Below are 18,939 nucleotides of genomic sequence, written 5' to 3' on the forward strand. Positions count from 1 at the left end.
CGATTCGCCGCACGAATACCCGATCCCAACTTCAGCGAATGCGCATTTTCGATCCGCTTGAGTCACTCAGAACTCGCTTCCCGCTGTTCGTTTTCGCAGCGGCATGAGACCTCCGCCGAAGACTCATCGGCTCCGCACGGCGCCACAGGGACTTTAGGAACAACGTCCACCGCATGCGAGGAGAGTTCTGCTTCGACAGGTTCGATGATGGCAACCAGACCAGCCTCCAATCTGACATGGCGTTCGAACAAGGCGAGAAGTTCAGGGCGCAGTCCGTCGCCGCGTTGTGCTGCAAGAGCGTGAAGCGAGAGAAAGGGCAACATGGTCAAACTCCAGTCGATGAAAGACAGGCGAGCGCGATGACGATGAAAGAATTGGCATGTCGGACGCCTGCGAGATCAGTGTGGTTCGGACGCGCCGCGCGTCGTCCGCCGACCTCGGCTAATGCGGGATCGAATGCTCAAGCTAGCGCAGCAGATCGGTACGGGCACTCCGTTTCTTGCTGTTCAATTGAGATGAACGTCTTCGAGTATTGCAGCAAGAAACGGGGGGCCGCTGACCGCTCGCGCCAATATTGTTCAGGCAGAGAGGAGCGATCGTGCATCTCTCTTTCAACCACAGTCAATGAGGAATTCACCATGTCCAAGGAAGATGACAACAAGGCCATCGTGGGCCGCTGGTTCACCGATTTCTGGGGCAAGACCTGCAACCTCGAAATCGTCGACGAGCTTGCCGCTCCCGACATGCTTCTGCGCTACTCGCTGCACGAGCCGCGCCGTGGTCGCGAGGACATCAAGGCATTCATGAGCGACTTCCGCGAAGCATTCCCGGATCTCAACTTCTGGGGTGCCGCCGATCTCATCGCCGAGGGGGACTATGTAGTCGGTCGATGGGAAGGTGGCGGCACGCATACCGGTCCGGCATTCAGCGATTTCCTCGTAGGATCGTTGCCGGCTGCGACCGGACGGAAAATGCGCTTCACCGGTACGACCGTGCTCCAGCTAAAAGACGGCAGGATCATTGAAGAAATCGGCCTGGACGACGGCGTGACCGCTCTGCAGCAACTCGGGCTCATCAAAACAGCGTGACCGAAGGCACGATGCGTCCGATATGTTTGCGTGACGCCATGTGCATCTAACGCTACAACGGGTCGGGTGTACCCCTGCTCGTTGTAGCCCGTGACGCCAATCGCGAAGGTCAAGCCTGTGGCCAGCAAGAGTTATTCGAAGAGACAGCGTCGGCCGTCGTTTCCTGGCCGGTTGCTGCCTGACGCGGTCGGCTCACTTCGACCCCGAGAGGACATTCGTATGCCCCCATAGCGGCCGTTTGACTCTTCCGTTCAACCGCCAAAACGCGAAACTACTTGCGCCTCAAATGTACCAGTTGGCGCTCGCATGCAGCACGTGAATATGGTTGATGCTCGACATCGCTCTTAACGACGTACCTTTCGTAGGAAGCGAATTCGTAGTAGAGGGTCATGGTTTCAGCGTGGGAACGCGCCCAGAACGTCCAGACCCATTCACTACCCGGCTCGTTAAGAGCACGCGCGGCGTCTCCGTCCGGCCCATGTGGGATGCACGCGGGCAATAAGTTGCCGCGCTCGTCTGGACATAGCCATACGTCATGCAGGTAGCCAAGGGTTACTCTCATCTGAGCAGGTCTTTAAACCGTGACTTCGTCTTCAAACATCGTCAAGCGCTGGCTGCAGTGTGCCATGTGCCAGACGATTGAGCGTTGCTGCAGCATCGGGATCGAGGTAATAAAGCACCATCGCCTGTCCGTTGTCTTTGGAATAAAATCGGCGCCCGTCAAGCTGCTGAATATCGCGCATGACATGAGAAACGGCTTGTGGATCCGCCCAAGTCCCCGTTACCTTTGCCGACAAATTGCGCTCGACGTCCCCGACCCGATACTTCAACCAAGCTTTGGCGCGTTGTAGATCAACAAAATCTCTAACATCGTTCAAACCGTCGGGCATTCCGGCAACCTGGCACAATCGTTTTACGATCCGCGTGTAGTCGCCCGTTGAAGTAATGCACTCCAAGTCGAAGTTCCACACCCGCGAACAAAATGGACGGTTCCACGGCTCACGCTCCACTTCGATCCCGAGCACAAAGAGAACTAAATCAAAGGGGCGCTTCTCGTATTCCTCGCGTGAGAATGAATAGAGCATATCTTCGATCGTAATGCCGTTGTCAAGGTTGATGCCACAATCCGAAAGCGTTGCAAGTTGCTGCTCTAGTGTCATGACGGCACTTTCCTTTGCCAATTGAGAGTTCTATTTGAGGGCTCTAGTGTCGACGATCTACGCCATGAGGTCGAACGTCCGAAACTGGCCGAGGGTGTGTGAAAACGCATTGATCGCCTAAACTGAATCAACGTACTGAGACCGGGTGATTCATGAAGCGATTCGTTGAAGGCGATGACCGCAAGCAGGTCGCACTGCTGCCCGAATGCATAGATGACTACATCGGGCAGGACAATCCGGTCAGGGTCATCGATGCCTTCGTCGACGAACTGGACCTGACGGACCTTGGTTTCGACGGTACCACACCGGCGCTCACGGGCCGCCCGTCCTATCACCCAGGCGTGATGCTCAAGATCTATATCTACGGGTATCTGAACCGCGTACCCTCCAGCCGGCGTCTTGAGCGCGAATGCCAGCGCAATGTCGAGCTGATGTGGCTGACGGGACGTCTGGCGCCAGACTTCAAGACAATCGCCGACTTTCGCCGCGACAACGGCCCAGCCATTCGCAACGTATGCCGTCGTTTCGTCGAACTGTGTCGCGGACTGAAGCTGCTATCCGGCGACATGGTGGCAATCGACGGCAGTAAGTTCAAGGCTGTGAACAGCCGTGACAGGAACTACACCGCAGGGAAGATCGACAAGCGTCAGCAGCAGATCGAGGAAAGCGTTCAGCGATATCTCGACATGATTGAAACCGCAGACCGGACCAGTCCGACAGGTTTCGATGTGAAGACCGTGCACCTGTACGAGAAGATCGCGCTGTTGCGCCGGCGGATGCGTGAGCTCGAGCAGATCAAAAAGCAACTGAAGACGCAACCGGACAGACAGCTATCGCTGACTGACCCGGATTCCCGCTCCATGACCAGCGGCGGCAAGAGAACCGGCACCGTCGGCTACAACGTGCAGACCGCCGTGGATACGAAGCACCATCTGATCGTGGAACACGAGGTGACGAATATCGGGGGCGATCACGGACAACTCAGCAGGATTGCGAGTTCTGCGAAGAGCGCGATGGGCAAGCTAAAGCTGAAGGTGCTGGCTGACCGCGGCTACTTCAGTGGTCCGGACATCCGTGCCTGTGAACTGGCCGGGATCACTACGTATGTCCCGAAACCACTCACCTCAGCGTCAAGGAAGAAAGGGCTCTTTACCAAACGCGACTTCATCTACGTTGCCAGGAACGATGAGTATCGATGCCCCGCCGGCGAGCGCGCAATTCTTCGATTCAAGACCGTTGAGAATGGCATGAATCTGAACGTGTACTGGCCCAGCGCATGCCCGCGTTGCCATCTCAAGGAGCGATGTTCACCCAGTGACTATCGCCGCATCCGACGATGGGAGCACGAACATGTACTGGAAGCCATGCAGCGTCGACTCGACCGGAAGCCCGATGCGATGACCATCCGAAGAAGCACCGTTGAACACGTCTTCGGCACGCTCAAGCATTGGATGGGTGCCACACACTTCCAGACCCGGACGCTCGGGAGGGTGAGCACCGAAATGAGCCTTCAGGTACTGGCATACAACCTCAAGCGAGTCATGAATATACTTGGTGTTGCGAGGACAATGAAGGCAATGAGGATGGCTGGAAGCTGAGGCCCTGAAGGGCTTCTTGCGCTCGCATTGCTCGAATAGCGCAAGCTCGACGCATCTAACTTGATTGACCTAACCGGCAACCTCACCCTCAGCGGAAAAAATGGAGTTTCCACACGCCCTCGGCCGAACCCGGCTGTTCCCGCAGGAAACACGGTGCCTGGGAGACTACGTGTGCCGTCCCATTAGGGCTGGTGACGATGAAGGAGCAAGCACCAAAGTGGAGACCTTGCCGTCGTTTTCGATTTCGACAAAACCGATTCTGCTGTACCAGTCATAGGCAATTCGGTTGCATACGAAGACATTCAAGTACAGCGGCTTGTGTAAGTAACTGGACAATGATATGACCTTGGCAATCGCTGCACTTCCGATCGACTTGTTTTGCATCTCCGGCGCGATACAAAGCATCCTCAACCATACGAGATCCGGTTCGACGTCCCAGTGCACAAACCCGCATCGGCCACCTTCCCACATAACTGTTTGACAAGTGCCCTGGCGAAGGCTTTTTGCAAAACCCGCTTGCTGCAAGTCGTCATCCCAGCCATACGCTGAGGTAACGAAACCTTTCATCGTTCGCCGGTATGTGTCAAATAACCATTCCGAGTCTCCGGGTACGGCCAGCCGAAAATCTAGATTCATCAAAACCGCCGATCGCGATATGCATGTCTTCGCCAGAGTACTGGATAAGGCGAGTCGGCATCAATCGGTTGAGGCCGGCGAACGCCGACAGATGCGGAATACCACTCACCGGACAACTGAGTTACCGAACCGCTGCTGGCCGAGCCTGGGCTCCCGACGAACCGCCGAAATCGACCCCGAAGGGACATTTGTTTCGTTCGAAAGGAGACGTTCAGCGCGTCGAGCCCGTGCCACAATGCGCGTGTTTTGTTACCGATGTTCGGGGTTGCCAATGGCTGGGAACGACGAAGGCAAAATAAGCGCGATTGAGAAAGGCGCATTGAACACGCTGGCGATTGGCGTCGGGATTCTCGTGGCGCTAATTACCTGGGGCGCACTGTTTAACTTGCTCATGTACCACAGCCTCTTCCAGCCACAGCATCCCGTGGCTGACGGCGGCGATCTTAGCGGTGGATTTGTGCTGCTCGCGACGCTTCCGGCTCTGTTTATTTTGCTACCTATATGCGTGATCGCAAGTCTCCGGCTCTTTCGAAAGTTGCGATGACAAGGATAGCCGGATGCGCGCCGCGGTCGGCCAAAGGTAGACTTTCGACGATTTCCAGAACGTTTTCGGATAACCGCTTCATGGCCGAACTCGGTCTGATGCTGAACGAATAAACACGGCGTCGTTGCGCAGCCTGCGTTCGGCTCAATTCGGCCCGATACGGATCGTCGACCCAGCGCGGCGTCTCCTTCGGCTTTCAAGGTACAACGGCCGTTCGTCGCCCCGCATAGGGAGCCAGGAGTTCGGCCTTATGGAAAGCTTCGCATAAGACCGATGAAGGAGCGCTGAAGCAGGCAAGCGCGATCGTCAGTCCCAATACATCCACGTCGTCCACCGCCCTCTTACGCCCGCCTGCCGTGCTGGGTTCCCCGACGCACCACAACCAGGGCAATACCTCCGAGGATTGCTGCCGAGGCCAACACGATTCGGATGGTCACGCTCTCTCCAAGAAATACGACTGCGCCAAGCGTCGCGATGACCGGCACGCTCAACTGCACCGTGGCCGCATTGCCGGCTTTCAAACCAGGTAACGCCGCGTACCAGATGGCGTAGCCAATGCCGGAGGCCAGCGCGCCGGAACCCGTTGCGTACCAGAAACCGGCGCTATCAATCGAAGCGTGGGCGGACATGGCGGCGCTGAGCGCTGCGGCAAGTGGGACTGCGCGCAGGAAGTTGCCGGCCGTCACCGCGGTGGGATTTCCCGTGCCCTTGCCGCGCAACGAATAGACGCCCCAAGCGACGCCGGCGCAGAGCATAAGGACCGCACCTCCGAGCGGTGGCGCCGAGAGGCCGGGAAGCAGCAGCCCGGCAAGGCCTGCCAACGCGCATGTCAATCCGATCCATTGCTGACTTTCGAAGCGTTCACCCTTTCGGATGCCGTAGCCGATCATGGTCGTTTGCACAGCGCCGAACAGAAGTAGGGCTCCAGTGGACGCCGGCAGGCTCAGGTATGCGAACGAGAAGGCGGCAGCATAGGCGAACAGCGCCAGCGCCGACAGCCAGTTTCCGGCGCCGCTCACCCTGCAGCCCCGGAGCCGCACTATCAGCGAGAGCGAGAGGGCGCCCGACGCGATACGGATCGACGTAAAGGTCGCTGCATCGATCCCGGTGCCTTTGAGGGCTAGCCGGCATAGCAATGAATTCGCTGCAAACGCGACCATTGCAAGCAGCGTCAGCACAGTGACACGCACGGGTGACACGGAAATCCCCCAAAAAACCTGAATCTTCCGCCAGTATCCGGCCATTGCGCTGCCAGTACGAGCGATGATGGTGGCGGAGCGATCCACATCGACGGTTGGAGCGACTGATTGTGTTTAGAAAGACGGCACTAAATGCGCGCTGATCGACCAGCGGTCATTGATGGGCGTCAGTGACCAGTCGTCTCTGGCCCGAACGCGGCCTTTTGCAATCGGCTCATGCCGACCCAAAGGAACGCAATCCGCCCGAAGCCGTACATCTGTTTAAAACGCGCTGGCCCCCGGGGCGACAGAAATCCGCTTTTGACCAATACATCAGGGGGTGGATTTCGCCTTGTACGTTAGCTATGCTGAACAACACCAGTTCACCCACCATGGCACCTGGCCCTTCACCACACGTCCGCTCTGGGAGTAGTTTATGCAAAGCACACCAAACGCGGGTCGGCAGGAATCAGGCGCTAACGGCGCGTCCCAGCCCGAACTCACGCCTGAGCGATTACTCCAACTGGGCATGGGATTCTGGGCGTCCAAGACATTGCTTTCCGCTGTCGAACTCGGCGTGTTCACGCGCCTGGCGAGCGGTCCTCACAATGCGGCGGAACTCACTGAAGCGCTCGGACTGCATCCGAGATCGGTTCTCGATTTCCTCGACGCGCTGGTCGCATTGAATTTGCTGGAACGTGAAAACGGGACCTACCGCAATACGCCGGACTCTGACCTGTTTCTCGACATGGCCAAGCCCAGCTATGTGGGTGGATTACTGGAAATGGCCAACGCCCGGCTATATCCATTCTGGGGCTCGCTGACCGAAGCGCTTCGCACCGGACAGCCACAGAACGAGGCGAAACAGGGTGGTAACCTCTTCGACTCGATTTATCACGACGAACACACGCTGCGAAGTTTCCTGCGAGCGATGAGCGGGGTCAGTCTGGGTGCAGCCAAGGCGATTGCGCAAAAATTCCCCTGGCAGAATTACGGCACCTTCATCGACATCGGCACGGCACAAGGTGCCTTACCTGTGCAGGTCGCGCTCGCCCATCCCCACCTACGCGGCGGTGGCTTCGATCTGCCGGTGGTGGGCCCCGTGTTTGACGAGTACGTGACGTCGCACGGCCTGCAGGAGCGGCTCCTTTTTCATCCGGGCGACTTTTTCAAGGATTCCTGCCCCTCGGCCGACGTGCTCGTTATGGGACACATCCTCCATGACTGGGACCTTGAACAGAAGCTAGTACTCCTGGCGAAGTGCTACGCGGCACTGCCTCCTGGAGGTTGCCTGATCGTCTACGATGCGGTGATTGACGATGACCGCAGGCGGAATGCCTTCGGCCTTCTGATGAGCCTGAACATGCTTATTGAGACGTCCGGTGGCTTCGACTATACCGGCGCGCAGTGCTGCACATGGATGAAGGAAGTCGGCTTCACGCAGATACGTGTCGAGCCTCTTGCCGGCCCGGACTCGATGGTGATAGGAATCAGATAGAAGCGGGGCGGCAGCACCTCAGCATCCTCCGCTGCGGACGTCGACGCCACGCTGTCAACGAGCCATTGCGCGCATTCCGTGACCGTCCGCAACGGCCGGCGAGTGTAGTTGTCGAACGAAGGTCCGCTTGCCGGACGGGAAGCCGACGTTTGAATGTCCATCCGAGAGCGCCGGCCAGCGGCCGTAGATGGCCGAACTCAGCCGGATGATGAGAGACTCAGTTCGACCCCGAGCAACTCTCTCCGAGCGACTCGAACATGCCCGCCTCAGTGGCGATAACAGCCCCATGTTCACCGCAAGGCCACTGTTGCCAACCGATAAAGCGGCTCGCCAAACCGCACGCCATATCGTCGCGGTTACCTGCAACTTCTCGTTGACTATGTCGACGCCCAAGGATGCGATCGATCAATCAGCCACGAAGTGCACGTGGACTGAAGCGGACCTGCTGGCCGGCGCGGCGTGCAGCATCTATCAGGGCCATGCTGGCGGGCGAGTCTGAGCGAGGAAACGCGTAGAAACGTGCAACCGGCAACTTGGGTAATCCTTGTTCGCGACCCATCACGCACAGGCCTTCGACTCGCTGACTTTCGGCGATGACCGTAACAGCAAAACCCGAGCGCGCCGCCGACAGGCAGCCCGCCATGCTGCTGCTCTCGAACACCAACCGCCACGCCCGGCCCGCCTTGTTCAGTGCTGTAATCGCAGACTCCCGATAGATGCATGGATCGGGAAAGACGGCCAGCGGCAGCGGCTGGTCAGGATCCAGTGGTTGATCCTCCGAGAACACCCAGATTAGCGGCTCTTCCCACAGCAGTTCGCCGCCTTTTTCGACGCGGTTGCATTGCTTGCCGAACACAAGATCCAGACGACCGCGCTCTTGCTGGCGCAATAGATCGGCCGTGACGCCGACTTTCAGATCGATCGTCGCCTCAGGGTGCCATTGGCGAAAACGCTGCAATACCTTAGGTAGCCACGTTCCAGCAAAGTCTTCCGATGCACCGACCCGCAGCAGCCCGCGCAACGGCGCGCCGCGCAGTTTCGCGCGGACCTCGCGCTCCAGATCCAGGATATTGCGGCCGTAGGCGTACAAGGTGTCACCGCCCTGCGTCAACTCAAGGCGGCGAGTCGTGCGTGTCAGCAGGCCAACCCCGACGATCAGTTCCAGACGCTTGATATGTCCGCTTACGGCCGACGGCGTCAGCGCCAGACGCTCGGCGGCCATGGCAAAGCTGCCGCTGTCCACGACTTCGAGAAAGGTGCGCAGTAACACGGTATCGAGCGGAACACCGTCGGCGGCAGTCAGAATGACCATCAAATCATTCGACACGAGAAGTCGAGCTATCGTGGTACATCCCTGATTGCACGAGGAACGCCATGCACACCTATCGCCACGCCGCTACTGAGCGGCTCGACATCGCTTATCTCGAATGGAACCCACAGGGGCCGCGCACAGCAGTGTTGGTGCATGGCTGGCCGGACAGCCCGCAGTGCTGGAAGAGCGTAGCGCCGATACTGGCCAGCTCGGGTTACCGTGTGCTCGCGCCGGCGCTGCGAGGCTTCGCGCCCACCCGGTTCCGCGATACGGCCACGCCTCGAAGCGGCCAGTTGTCCGCGCTGGGCCGCGATCTGCTGGATTTCCTGGACGTGCTGGGTCTGGAGCGGCCGGTTTTAGTCGGTCATGATTGGGGCGCACGCGCGGTCGCAAATGCTTGCGGCTTGCGAGACGGCGTGGCTTCATATCTGGCGATGCTATCTGTGGGATACGGTACCAACGCCCCGGACCAGTTGTTGACCCTGCAGCAGGCACGCAATTACTGGTACCACTGGTTTATGGCCACGCCGCGCGGCGCGCGCGTAGTGCGGAACGAACGTAAGGCCTTCGCCCGACAGATGTGGGACACCTGGGCACCGGCCGGCTGGTATGCGGAGGCCGACTTCGACGAGGCAGCGCAGGCATTCGAGGGCGACGATTGGGCCGAGATCGTGCTCCATTCTTACCGCCACCGTTGGGGTTTTGTCGACGGCGATCCGGCCTATGCCGAGGACGAGACACGTCTGAATCCCGCGCCGGGGCTATCGGTTGCAACGCTGGTGCTGCACGGCGGGGCGGACACCTGCAACCATCCCGATAGTTCCAAGGGACGGGAGGCTTTCTTCCTCGGGCGCTATGAGCGAAAGGTGCTCGATGGAGTGGGACACTTCCCGCAGCGCGAAGCGCCGCAGGAAGTTGCCGATGCCATTCTGCAGTTCTGTCGATAGGAGACGGCGAACGTCCGCATGTAATCTGCTGAGAGAACATTCGCGGCAGTTGCGGCGCTCGAGGTATAGATTCAGGACGCAACCTATCACCCGAAAGGTCTCACGAAATCAGCCGGGTAAGTTCGTCGTGGAGTTCCGTTGAAAGCGACACGCCGTGCTCGATGCTACGCTGTCGCGCATCGAATCGTCGCTGGGAAGGCAGACGTGCGCCCTGACCCACGATTCCTTCAAACAGAGTCTCAGCGCGCTGCAGGTTGTCTGCAGGGGCAGCGCCAGCGAAGACCGCAGGGTCGAACGCGATGACAATTTCACCATGGCAAGGGGCCGCTCCTACGCCTTCGTCAAAAGCCAGCGACTCCGGGCTGAGCATATCGCTGATCAACGGCCCAGCCAGCAATTCAACCATCGCTGAAAGCGCGGAACCCTTATAGCCTCCGAATGTAAGCATGGCCCCCCTCAATGCTTTGTCGGGGTCGTCGGTAGCTTGACCGTTTTCGTCGATCGCCCAATCGTTCGGGATCCTGGAGCCGGACCGCTTGTGCAGTTCGATGTCGCCACGAGCGATTCTGCTTGTAGCCATGTCGAACACAAACGGAAAGGCGCCTGGACGTGGCCAGGCGAACGCGATCGGGTTGGTTCCAAATAGCGGCTTGTTTCCGCCAGCAGGTGCTACACAGCTATGGGTAGGCGTCATGGCCAGTGCGGCTACGCCTTCAGCAGCAATGGCCTCAACCTCCGGCCACAAAGCGCTGAAGTGAAAGCAGTTGTTGATTGCCAGGGCGGCGATACCCGATTTTTTCGCCTTTTCAACGAGTACTCGACTCCCCAATTCAAACGCAAGCGGAGAGAATCCGAACCGGGCATCGACCTTAACAAGCGAAGGCGAGACATCGTTTATCTGCGGTTCAGCATCAGCATTGATTTTGCCCAACTTCAGTGTTTTTACGCACCCAATAAGGCGCCATACACCGTGTGAGTGGCAATCGTCCCGCTGGCCCGCAACGAGCACCTTCGCCATCGCGTCCGACTGACGGGCACTTAGACCATTGGATGCCAATACGTCAAAGGCCAACTTGTGCAAGCGATCAAGTGAAAGAACTATTTCTGCCATATCTTCTGAAGTCCGTCTCTCAATAGTAGCCGCGCGGCCATGCGCGTTCGATTTGTATCCAGAGTCTGGTGATGATCGGCGGGGACATCGCCGCGGCGATCGCTTTGTCGACGATGGTGGAGTGTTCGCGGCCAGCTAATTGATCAAGCCGGCTCTACTTGGGCGCAATATCTCGCCGCACCCGCTTGATATGCTGCTCCACGTAGAACCCTGCTGCGTCAGCATCACCGCTCACGATCGACTCGTAAATAAGCCGATGCTCGGACGCATACAGACGTATCCGTAAGGGATCGAAGATTCCGTCGTCTTTGAGCCTTTTCCACAACGGTTGATCCATTGTTTTCGCTACTTCGTCTGCGATCTTGACGAGCAAAGCGTCACCGGTCATTACCGCTAGTTGGCGGTGGAACATTCTGTCGCTGTTGTTCCAAAGTGCGCGCTGCTCAGGATTGTCAATATCCTGAATCGTCTCCATCTCCGCAAGGTATTGCTCAGCGAGGCGGTCGCGCTTGCCTCGTGCGGCGGCTCGTCGTGCGATTGCCGGTTCGAGGATGAATCGCGTTTCGAGCGTTCCCGTTGGACTAAAATCTGGTTCCGCGTTCTGAGCGCCATGATTGCCGTCGTCATTAAGTAAACGCTCAGAGGCCGCAGAGGACACGTAGGTACCAGAATTCCGTTTCGTCACAACGAGACCTTCATTCTGAAGAGCCCCTATTGCCTCTCGAACAGCAGGTCGGCCGACACCATAGAGCGCCGCAAGTTCGCGTTCCGATGGCAGGCGGGACTCGGCCGCGAACCGTCCCGTGCGGATTTCCTCCTTGATCTTCTCTTCGACCTGCTCATAAATCTGCAGTGGTCTGAAATTCGATTCGAGATCCTGCCGTGTCGTACCCATCTCACTTCCTTTCATTTCCTGACGCCCGATGCGAGGGAGTTCACCTGTCATTGACGGATAATTATCATACGTCGTGGCGACATGATGCCACCTCCTGATGCGGCCACGCGCGAAGTGTTCCCCGTGGCTCACACAAGGCAAAAAGCGCGGCGGCATCCCATTTCAGAATGCGCCGCGAAGGCACCAAGGAGATGGGCCAAAAGGTGTCACGTCAGTGCGGCGGTTGCCGTCGAAGTGAGCTTGGAATCTGCCCTCTCTACCGCACCAGGAACCCGTAGGTCAAAGGATCGCGCTCGTCGATCAACCACGTCCCGTAGCCGCAGATAAACGCATTCCCTTCGATCTCTGGAATCACTGCGTCGAATTCACCGCATTTCGTCTCACCAAGCACGCGGCCTCTGAAGATCGTTCCGATAATCGACTCGTTCACGAGCGTTCCATCCGAGGGTAGCTTGCCACGCTGGTAGAGCTGAGCGACGCGTCCTGCCGTGCCGGACCCTGTTGGCGATCGGTCAACCTCGCGATCGGCGAAGATACAGCAGTTCGCCTGAGTCGATCCCGGATGACGGGGCGTATTCGAAATGATCGTGCCGTAGAGCCCTCTGATTTCCGGAATCTCTGGATGAACGATGTCAAACGCTGCGTTGGTTGCCTGTGTGATCTCGTCGCCGAACTGCTTCAGTCGATCAACGTTGCTTTCGCCTACCGCCATATCGTACTGCGCACCGTCGACGTAGAAATAGAACGCGCCTCCGTAAGCGATGTCTCCGGACACGGGGCCGAACGTTGGCGTATTGACGGTGACGTCCTTTTTCCAGACGAACGACGGCACGTTCACAAAACGCACATTCCCTGCATTTTCGCCGTCCCACTGGACGAAAGCTTCGAGGAATCCGCAAGGCGCGTCGATGCCGACGCGCGTTTCCGGCGACGTGCGCTCAATCCACCCCAATTCAACCGCTGCGGTGGCCAGCGCAATCGTCCCATGGCCGCAATGGGGACTGTAGTCTTTATTCTGCGTAAAGATGATGCCGAAATCCGCGCCTTCGGTTACCGGCTCAGTGAGGAAGCCTCCGTACATATCGGCATGGCCTCGAGGCTCCAGCATCATGGCGCTCCGCAACTCATCCGCATGCTTCTGGATCCACTCCCGCCGCTCCACGATGGTTTTCCCCGCGAGACGCGGGAAACCATTGGTGATGATGCGAAACGGCTCTCCACCGGTGTGCATTTCGATCGTGTTAAGTGTCCTGGTAATTCGCATAGATACTCCGCCTTGCTTACTATTTTCGTTGAGACCTTAGTTGCCGTAAGTTACGACAGCGCCGTCCTTGAATGTGTACACGGTCGTCGCCGAGCTTTTCAGATCATGATGTACGTCGAACGAGTACTCGCCGGCCACGCCGGTGTAGGCGGACTTGGCGAGTTGCGCACCAATTTTGGCGCGGTCGGATGTCGTGCCAGCCTTCACCATCGCGTCGGCCAACAGCTTCATGCCGTCGTAATAGCTCACGCCGTACACCTGCGTATCGACGTTGAAGGTTGTCTTGTACTTTTTCAGGAACGCGCTACCTGCCGGCGTCTTGTCCAGCGAGACTCCACCTTGTGAACAATACGCATTCGTCGCTGCGGGACCTGCGATTTTGGCCATATCAGACGTACAGATTCCGTCGCCGCCCAGCAGCTTCGCCCGCAATCCGAGCTGACGCATCTGTTTGACTAGCGGGCCGCTTTGCGACGCGTAACCACCATAGAAGATGACGTCGGGATTCGTCGCCTTGATCTGGGAGAGGACGCCCTTGAAATCGACGGCCTGACCATTCGTGTATTGCTGGTCGATAATCTTCAGCCCGCGTGCCTTGGCCACGCTCATGAACTCCTCAGCCACGCCCTGTCCGTAGGCCGACCGGTCGTCCATGACTGCCGCTGTTTTCGCTTTAAGCTTATCGATGGCGAAATTAGCCATCGCTCCGCCGAGTTGCCCGTCACTAGCGCCGATACGAAATACCTCGTTGAAACCTTGAAGAGTCAGCGCCGGGTTCGACGCAACCGAAAGCATCGGAATGCCGGCGTTCTGGTAGAGCCGCGAGGCTGGGATTGCGACTCCAGAATTGTATGGACCAAGAACGGCAGCCACCTTGGCGTCGACCAGTTTTTGCGCGACCTGCACGCCAATCCGGGGATCCGCCTGGTCATCTTGCGATACCAATTTGAATGTTATGTTTTTACCGGCGATCGTCGTCCCGGCGCTATTTAGCTCGTCAACCGCCATGCGTGCGCCATTTTCGTTGTCTTTCCCTTCTGACGCTTGGGGACCGGTCAACGGCCCAGAAACCCCAACAAGAACAACCTCTTGAGCGCTCGCACTACCTAAGGCGAGAAGTGCAGCAACCGCCATTACCGAAGAGACAAATTTTTTCATCGCACACCCCAGTGGTTAAAGTACACTGGATTCGATAGTGACCACTTTTGGTTCTATTTGCAACCATTGCAAAATAAAATCTCACAGGGGGTTTCCCTGGGCGTAGGTGGTCGCAGAACAGCGTCTGGGATCACCACCAAGAATGATTGATCATTTGACTATGACTACTTCAGACTCCCAAATTCCCGCGATCATCGGCTATGTGACCCCGTGGAGCGCACACGCTGGTCAGGAACTGGCGTTCAAAATCAGTTCGCGCGGCGATCGCGCTTTTACGGCAACGGTTGAGCGCATAGATTGTTGTGACCCAAACCCTGACGGGCCCGGGATGAAACTGGTCCCGATTGATGTCCAGTTGGAAAGCACCTACCCAGGAGAGGAGCAGCCAGTGTTTCCCGGCTCCTGCGCCTACGGCCCAATGCCGGTTCTGGAGGGCATTCAGCACGTCAAGCTTGACCTGACGGTTCAGCCCACACTTGAGGACGCCACCCTTCAGACATTGGTCGCCCTCCAGAACCATGATGGGACGCATGGTGTAGCGATTGCTCTCAATCGCGGCGAACTCGTTTTCCAGAGCCTCGCAGCAGGGGAACAGATCACAACTGGCTTAGCCGTCGCCGCCGATTTATGGACAAACTTGCAGATATCGATCGACCGTGACGGGCATGTTCAAGCAATCAGCTCAGGCACGAACGCGCGCGAAGAGGTGTTCAGGAACGTGGCAGACTTTGAAGCGCCGTTCTCTGCTGCCGCGTTTGACGGTTCGACGGTGTGCTTTGCGGCTATCTGGAGAGGACACCCAGAGCATGCCTTCAACGGCTTCATCGAAAGCCCGGCATTGCGTGCGCCCGGCAGCGATGCACGCGGCGATCAGCGCGAGGACAACGTGTTGGCACATTGGGACTTCACGCCGACGCTCGTCCACACGAATGTACCGAACAGGCTTGATAGCGACGCCCCGTTGACGCTTGTGAACGCTCCAATGAGGGCAGTTCGGTCATCAAGGTGGACCGGACATGAACTGGACTGGAAGCATGCGCCAGAGGAATACGCCGCGATTCGGTTCCACGCTGACGACCTGTCGGACTGTGGCTGGCAAACGTCCATACATCTAAAAATTCCGGCCGACATGGCATCGGGTGTCTATGGACTGCGCGTGGACAATGGCGAAGGCGTCGATACGATCCCGTTTTACGTCACGGTTGCGTCGGGAGGGGAGCACGCGCGCATTGCGTACCTTGCGCCCACACTGACTTACCTGGCCTACGCCAACAACGCCCGTGGAAATTTTTCGGGGGCGCTTGCTGCTCGCGTTGAAGCATGGGGGGCGTATCCGCACAATCCGGACGTCGTCACTTCATTCGGCACATCAACGTACAACTATCACAGCGATGGTTCGGGCATAAGCCTCTCCTCCCGCTTGCGCCCGGTTCTCACCATGCGTCCAGGCTATCTGACGTTCATTGACGAGCATGGCTCGGGTCTGCGCCACTTTTCCGCGGACTCTCATCTGACCAACTGGTTAAGGGAAAAGGGATTTGAATTTGACGTCGTTACCGACGAGGATCTTGATGAGCGAGGCGTCGACGCGTTGAAGCACTACGACGTTGTCCTGACCGGATCGCACCCGGAATACCATACACGCCGAATGCTGGACGCGCTTCTGGCCTATCGGTCTGCGGGCGGAAGCCTGATGTATCTTGGTGGAAACGGTTTCTACTGGAAAATCGGGCGCGCCGTATCAGCGCCACATTTGCTTGAGATTCGTCGAGCCGAGGCGGGCATGCGGGTATGGGAAAGTCAGCCCGGTGAGTACTACAACCAGTTGGATGGCGAGTATGGGGGGATGTGGCGTCGAAACGGATTGCCGCCGCAAAAAGTTGCGGGAATCGGGTTTACAGCGGAGGGAGACTTTCGGGGCACATTCTATCGGCGCACGCCGGCCTCGTTTACCACCGAACATGCCTGGCTGTTCGCGGGGGTTAAAGCAGGAGCAGGAGAGCCACTTGGAAACTTCGGGTTGTCGGGCGGCGGCGCTGCAGGCTTCGAAATTGACCAAACTGCTGCCGATCTCGGCACGCCCGCCTACGTGACAGTGGTCGCGTACTCCGACAATCACGACGCCAGTTTCGTGACCGTTCCCGAGGAGCTACTCTTCAATCGAATGGTCGGCAAACCGAGAGTGCATAGCGGCATTCGAGCCCACATGATCTGCGGCTTCAGCCCGAGCGGCGGCGGACTATTCGCAGTCGGCTCAATCTCCTTTCTCGGAAGTCTTTACTGCGCCGGTTACGACAACGACATTTCAAAAATTGTCGAGAACTGTTTGCGCCGCTTTCTAGCCGTCTCCCTCACCTCCAACTCGAGCAAGTTGCCCGTATAGGAAGTGTGCTTGGAGGCGAGGTCATCAATGAAGGTCATTCCGTGACGCTGGCGTGCACAAGGTCTGGGGATCATCGATTCATGACAGCGCGCAATCGGAAATAGGCATTACACGCCCGCAACGGCTGTTGCGCGCCGAGCGCCAGACATCCTGGCGTCGGTCACGAAGGTCACTAAATGGCCGACGGCCGTCTTATGCCCGACGGACGAGAGCAGGATCAATGAGATCCGGCGCTGCTTGAATCAGAGTCCTTGCCACGTAAAGGACTCTCCCGATTGAACGTCGACGCCTATCGGACCGGCCTGGGAGTGGTGACTGAACACGATCGCGCGTGAGTGTGCCCCAGACAACCTTAAGAACGTAAGAATTGCATCGCGCTGCTGCTTGCCACGATAAGGAGAAATCTTCATCTTCTGTTCGTCTGACCGCACGATTACCACGTCGTTATGCTTAACAAGTCTCTCGATTTCATCGAATCTGAACGATGCCACGTTGACCCTCCATTAGCTGCAATCAGCCACATGAATGATCGCTATATCGGTCACCGCTCCAATCAGCTTGAGCAATCGAAAGTTGCCGTAATGATGTTCTCCGAGGAAATATTCGGACGATCGCGATGGCTTTTTCACGTCCGCGATACCGGGACGCGAGGTGATCCGCAGACCGAGGTTGAAATCCTGCCCAAGGTTGCATGCCACGGCCGCCATACTAGATCGAATTATTCTCGGGGTCGTCGTTCCCCAACTTCCCGATTCTCCGTCACGACTCGGCGAACGGCTTCCAAAAAATCGGGGCGCGCCTCGGGGTCAGGGACTTCGATCAGCTTACGCGGAGCCTTGGCTTGGGGCTTCAGTGTCACACCGTAAAGTTTTTGCGGCGCAGTCATAGTTCGTCTCCGGCTTCGATCACAGCTAATTCGGACGGCAGGCTCGATCTTGCTTCTGGTTTCCGAAAATCAGGCTTTCGGAACTTTACTGAGTTGGGGACTGTGGACTCCGTGCGTCGTGCGTCTCCAGGCTTCGTCGGCACGTTGCTGGGCTGATTTGACGGTATATGCGACCCCTTGCTTGCCCTTCGGACCTGGCGAAAACGCCGAAGTCAGACCGGAAAATGTCCGGCGGACGGTCTTGGTGACCATGGCGCACTCCGCGTTTGTGTCGGAGTTACAAGTCTAGGTCTTTACGTGCAACCCGCGATACTGTACGTTTACACAGTACTTTGGCGAGCCCACCATCGGCGCGAGACGACGTCTCGAGCGAAACAGCGCCCGTACGATCACTCCGCGCCAGGTGACTCAGCGCCAATCCACTACACCCTTAAGAGAGTGCTAATGGAAATCAGAGAAGCGCGCCGGATTATCCGCAGCCTTTGGCATCAGCAACGAGCGCCAAGGCGCACCGGAGTCGCTGGAGCGAGTCCAGTACGAACAGGATGCGTTCGTCCGTCAGGAGGATTGCAATGACAGATGACCTGCGGCGACAACTCTGCGAAGTTGAGCAAGCCTTGGTGGCACTTGAGGGCGTGATTGCAGTGCGACGGGAGTACATCTCGCTGCTTCAGCGTTTGGGAACTCGTGACAAGGAGCTAGCGTCTCTCGACGCGCTTATAACTGCCTGGTCACGTCTGCAGTCGCAGCGAGACCGCCTCGCCGCAGCTATCGCCAACGGGGCGCAATGATAGCGTTGGGGAATGAGGCGATCTACCGACGTTTGTGGAAGAGTTCGCGCCCCGCGTAGACGGCAGAAAACAGGCCGACGATGACGGCCGCTACGGCCAACGATTCATCTTGTCGCCCAGAGGAGGCCGGCGACGTCGCATAAAACCAGAGGCCCATTCCGATTGCCGTCATGAACATGCCAAAGACAAGCCCCCACACCGGCCCCGCCGTATCGGAGCTTCCTAATCTGTGAGACATTTTCATCGCTATACTCCCCGTCCCGCACCGACATTTGCTGATTGCCGCAGCCTGCGAGTTCCGCATTGGCAAGATTTTACGGTAGCGTACGCGACCAAAAAGACGTCATCAACAAGCTAAATAATGATTGAGGTCTTTCAAAGTCTTGCGATCAAACGGACAGACATCCATATTAGCCGCCGCCCAAGGCCTCGGATTGGAGTCGACCGTTATCGTTCGGATACCTACTGATTGAATTCGCAAACCACATTA

17 protein-coding genes are annotated in these 18,939 nt (G+C 57.8%); 7 read left to right on the plus strand and 10 right to left on the minus strand.

The window, feature by feature from the left end:
- Positions 1-62 precede the first annotated feature (62 nt).
- Positions 63-323 (minus strand): hypothetical protein, encoded by a 261-nt coding sequence (locus M0D66_RS02895; RefSeq protein WP_093636641.1) that lies wholly within the window; start codon positions 321-323, stop codon positions 63-65.
- Between the two features lie 315 nt (positions 324-638).
- On the opposite strand from M0D66_RS02895, the gene M0D66_RS02900 reads away from it, so the two are divergent.
- Positions 639-1,088, plus strand: a complete 450-nt coding sequence (locus M0D66_RS02900) for an ester cyclase (protein ID WP_266208936.1) — start codon at positions 639-641, stop codon at positions 1,086-1,088.
- 593 nt (positions 1,089-1,681) lie between these two features.
- Here M0D66_RS02900 and M0D66_RS02905 read toward each other — a convergent pair.
- Positions 1,682-2,248, minus strand: coding sequence for a hypothetical protein (locus tag M0D66_RS02905; protein WP_256457097.1), 567 nt, complete (start codon positions 2,246-2,248; stop codon positions 1,682-1,684).
- A gap of 152 nt (positions 2,249-2,400) precedes the next feature.
- On the opposite strand from M0D66_RS02905, the gene M0D66_RS02910 reads away from it, so the two are divergent.
- The gene (locus tag M0D66_RS02910) at positions 2,401-3,846 is read left to right on the plus strand and encodes an IS1182 family transposase (protein WP_266208937.1); all 1,446 of its coding nucleotides are present in this window, start codon (positions 2,401-2,403) and stop codon (positions 3,844-3,846) included.
- Between the two features lie 165 nt (positions 3,847-4,011).
- Here M0D66_RS02910 and M0D66_RS02915 read toward each other — a convergent pair whose 3' ends face one another.
- Positions 4,012-4,413, minus strand: a complete 402-nt coding sequence (locus tag M0D66_RS02915) for an N-acetyltransferase (protein WP_256457099.1) — start codon at positions 4,411-4,413, stop codon at positions 4,012-4,014.
- Between the two features lie 340 nt (positions 4,414-4,753).
- On the opposite strand from M0D66_RS02915, the gene M0D66_RS02920 reads away from it, so the two are divergent.
- Complete coding sequence (locus tag M0D66_RS02920; protein WP_266208938.1) at positions 4,754-5,026, plus strand: hypothetical protein; 273 nt, start codon at positions 4,754-4,756, stop codon at positions 5,024-5,026.
- A 341-nt stretch (positions 5,027-5,367) separates the two neighbouring features.
- On the opposite strand, the gene M0D66_RS02925 is transcribed toward M0D66_RS02920, so the two are convergent.
- Positions 5,368-6,225 carry a DMT family transporter gene (locus tag M0D66_RS02925; RefSeq protein WP_266208939.1) on the minus strand — a complete coding sequence of 286 codons (858 nt, stop codon included), beginning with the start codon at positions 6,223-6,225 and terminating at the stop codon, positions 5,368-5,370.
- Between the two features lie 415 nt (positions 6,226-6,640).
- Here M0D66_RS02925 and M0D66_RS02930 point away from each other — a divergent pair, with 415 nt between their 5' ends.
- Positions 6,641-7,702, plus strand: coding sequence for a methyltransferase (locus M0D66_RS02930; RefSeq protein ID WP_093634088.1), 1,062 nt, complete (start codon positions 6,641-6,643; stop codon positions 7,700-7,702).
- Between the two features lie 409 nt (positions 7,703-8,111).
- Here the strand turns inward: M0D66_RS02930 and M0D66_RS02935 are convergent, their stop codons facing one another.
- Positions 8,112-9,014, minus strand: coding sequence for a LysR substrate-binding domain-containing protein (locus tag M0D66_RS02935; RefSeq protein ID WP_266208940.1), 903 nt, complete (start codon positions 9,012-9,014; stop codon positions 8,112-8,114).
- Between the two features lie 62 nt (positions 9,015-9,076).
- Between M0D66_RS02935 and M0D66_RS02940 the strand changes: the two genes are divergently transcribed.
- Entirely contained in the window at positions 9,077-9,961 is an 885-nt protein-coding gene (locus M0D66_RS02940; RefSeq protein ID WP_266208941.1) for an alpha/beta fold hydrolase, read from the plus strand.
- Between the two features lie 100 nt (positions 9,962-10,061).
- Here the strand turns inward: M0D66_RS02940 and M0D66_RS02945 are convergent, their stop codons facing one another.
- The 4 genes from M0D66_RS02945 to M0D66_RS02960 all read right to left on the minus strand — a co-directional run bounded on the left by M0D66_RS02945 (position 10,062) and on the right by M0D66_RS02960 (position 14,389).
- Positions 10,062-11,072, minus strand: a complete 1,011-nt coding sequence (locus M0D66_RS02945) for an Ldh family oxidoreductase (protein ID WP_266208942.1) — start codon at positions 11,070-11,072, stop codon at positions 10,062-10,064.
- 154 nt (positions 11,073-11,226) lie between these two features.
- Complete coding sequence (locus M0D66_RS02950) at positions 11,227-11,967, minus strand: FadR/GntR family transcriptional regulator (protein WP_093634092.1); 741 nt, start codon at positions 11,965-11,967, stop codon at positions 11,227-11,229.
- Between the two features lie 256 nt (positions 11,968-12,223).
- Entirely contained in the window at positions 12,224-13,231 is a 1,008-nt protein-coding gene (gene lhpH / locus M0D66_RS02955; RefSeq protein WP_200621739.1) for a trans-3-hydroxy-L-proline dehydratase, read from the minus strand.
- Positions 13,232-13,267: 36 nt separating this feature from the next.
- Positions 13,268-14,389, minus strand: a complete 1,122-nt coding sequence (locus M0D66_RS02960) for a branched-chain amino acid ABC transporter substrate-binding protein (protein WP_256457104.1) — start codon at positions 14,387-14,389, stop codon at positions 13,268-13,270.
- 160 nt (positions 14,390-14,549) lie between these two features.
- Between M0D66_RS02960 and M0D66_RS02965 the strand changes: the two genes are divergently transcribed.
- Positions 14,550-16,772: a N,N-dimethylformamidase beta subunit family domain-containing protein gene (locus M0D66_RS02965; RefSeq protein ID WP_266208943.1), complete on the plus strand. Its 2,223-nt coding sequence runs from the start codon at positions 14,550-14,552 to the stop codon at positions 16,770-16,772.
- Positions 16,773-17,275: 503 nt separating this feature from the next.
- On the opposite strand, the gene M0D66_RS02970 is transcribed toward M0D66_RS02965, so the two are convergent.
- A complete protein-coding gene (locus M0D66_RS02970) occupies positions 17,276-17,479 on the minus strand; it encodes a hypothetical protein (protein ID WP_266208944.1) in 204 nt (67 codons plus the stop codon).
- A gap of 751 nt (positions 17,480-18,230) precedes the next feature.
- Here M0D66_RS02970 and M0D66_RS02975 point away from each other — a divergent pair.
- A complete protein-coding gene (locus M0D66_RS02975) occupies positions 18,231-18,449 on the plus strand; it encodes a hypothetical protein (protein WP_200652976.1) in 219 nt (72 codons plus the stop codon).
- Positions 18,450-18,939 lie beyond the last annotated feature (490 nt).

This window comes from Paraburkholderia sp. SECH2, from assembly GCF_030464795.1.
GTDB classification, from domain to species: Bacteria; Pseudomonadota; Gammaproteobacteria; order Burkholderiales; family Burkholderiaceae; genus Paraburkholderia; species Paraburkholderia aspalathi.

Coding starts and splice junctions, on each gene's coding strand:
- M0D66_RS02945 (WP_266208942.1), bottom strand. CDS start 11,072: ATGGCAGAAATAGTTCTTTCACTTGATCGCTTGCACAAGTTGGCCTTT.
- M0D66_RS02960 (WP_256457104.1), bottom strand. CDS start 14,389: ATGAAAAAATTTGTCTCTTCGGTAATGGCGGTTGCTGCACTTCTCGCC.
- M0D66_RS02915 (WP_256457099.1), bottom strand. CDS start 4,413: ATGAAAGGTTTCGTTACCTCAGCGTATGGCTGGGATGACGACTTGCAG.
- M0D66_RS02910 (WP_266208937.1), top strand. CDS start 2,401: ATGAAGCGATTCGTTGAAGGCGATGACCGCAAGCAGGTCGCACTGCTG.
- M0D66_RS02935 (WP_266208940.1), bottom strand. CDS start 9,014: ATGGTCATTCTGACTGCCGCCGACGGTGTTCCGCTCGATACCGTGTTA.
- M0D66_RS02940 (WP_266208941.1), top strand. CDS start 9,077: ATGCACACCTATCGCCACGCCGCTACTGAGCGGCTCGACATCGCTTAT.
- M0D66_RS02895 (WP_093636641.1), bottom strand. CDS start 323: ATGTTGCCCTTTCTCTCGCTTCACGCTCTTGCAGCACAACGCGGCGAC.
- M0D66_RS02950 (WP_093634092.1), bottom strand. CDS start 11,967: ATGGGTACGACACGGCAGGATCTCGAATCGAATTTCAGACCACTGCAG.
- M0D66_RS02975 (WP_200652976.1), top strand. CDS start 18,231: ATGACAGATGACCTGCGGCGACAACTCTGCGAAGTTGAGCAAGCCTTG.
- M0D66_RS02930 (WP_093634088.1), top strand. CDS start 6,641: ATGCAAAGCACACCAAACGCGGGTCGGCAGGAATCAGGCGCTAACGGC.
- lhpH (WP_200621739.1), bottom strand. CDS start 13,231: ATGCGAATTACCAGGACACTTAACACGATCGAAATGCACACCGGTGGA.
- M0D66_RS02970 (WP_266208944.1), bottom strand. CDS start 17,479: ATGGCGGCCGTGGCATGCAACCTTGGGCAGGATTTCAACCTCGGTCTG.
- M0D66_RS02965 (WP_266208943.1), top strand. CDS start 14,550: ATGACTACTTCAGACTCCCAAATTCCCGCGATCATCGGCTATGTGACC.
- M0D66_RS02920 (WP_266208938.1), top strand. CDS start 4,754: ATGGCTGGGAACGACGAAGGCAAAATAAGCGCGATTGAGAAAGGCGCA.
- M0D66_RS02900 (WP_266208936.1), top strand. CDS start 639: ATGTCCAAGGAAGATGACAACAAGGCCATCGTGGGCCGCTGGTTCACC.
- M0D66_RS02905 (WP_256457097.1), bottom strand. CDS start 2,248: ATGACACTAGAGCAGCAACTTGCAACGCTTTCGGATTGTGGCATCAAC.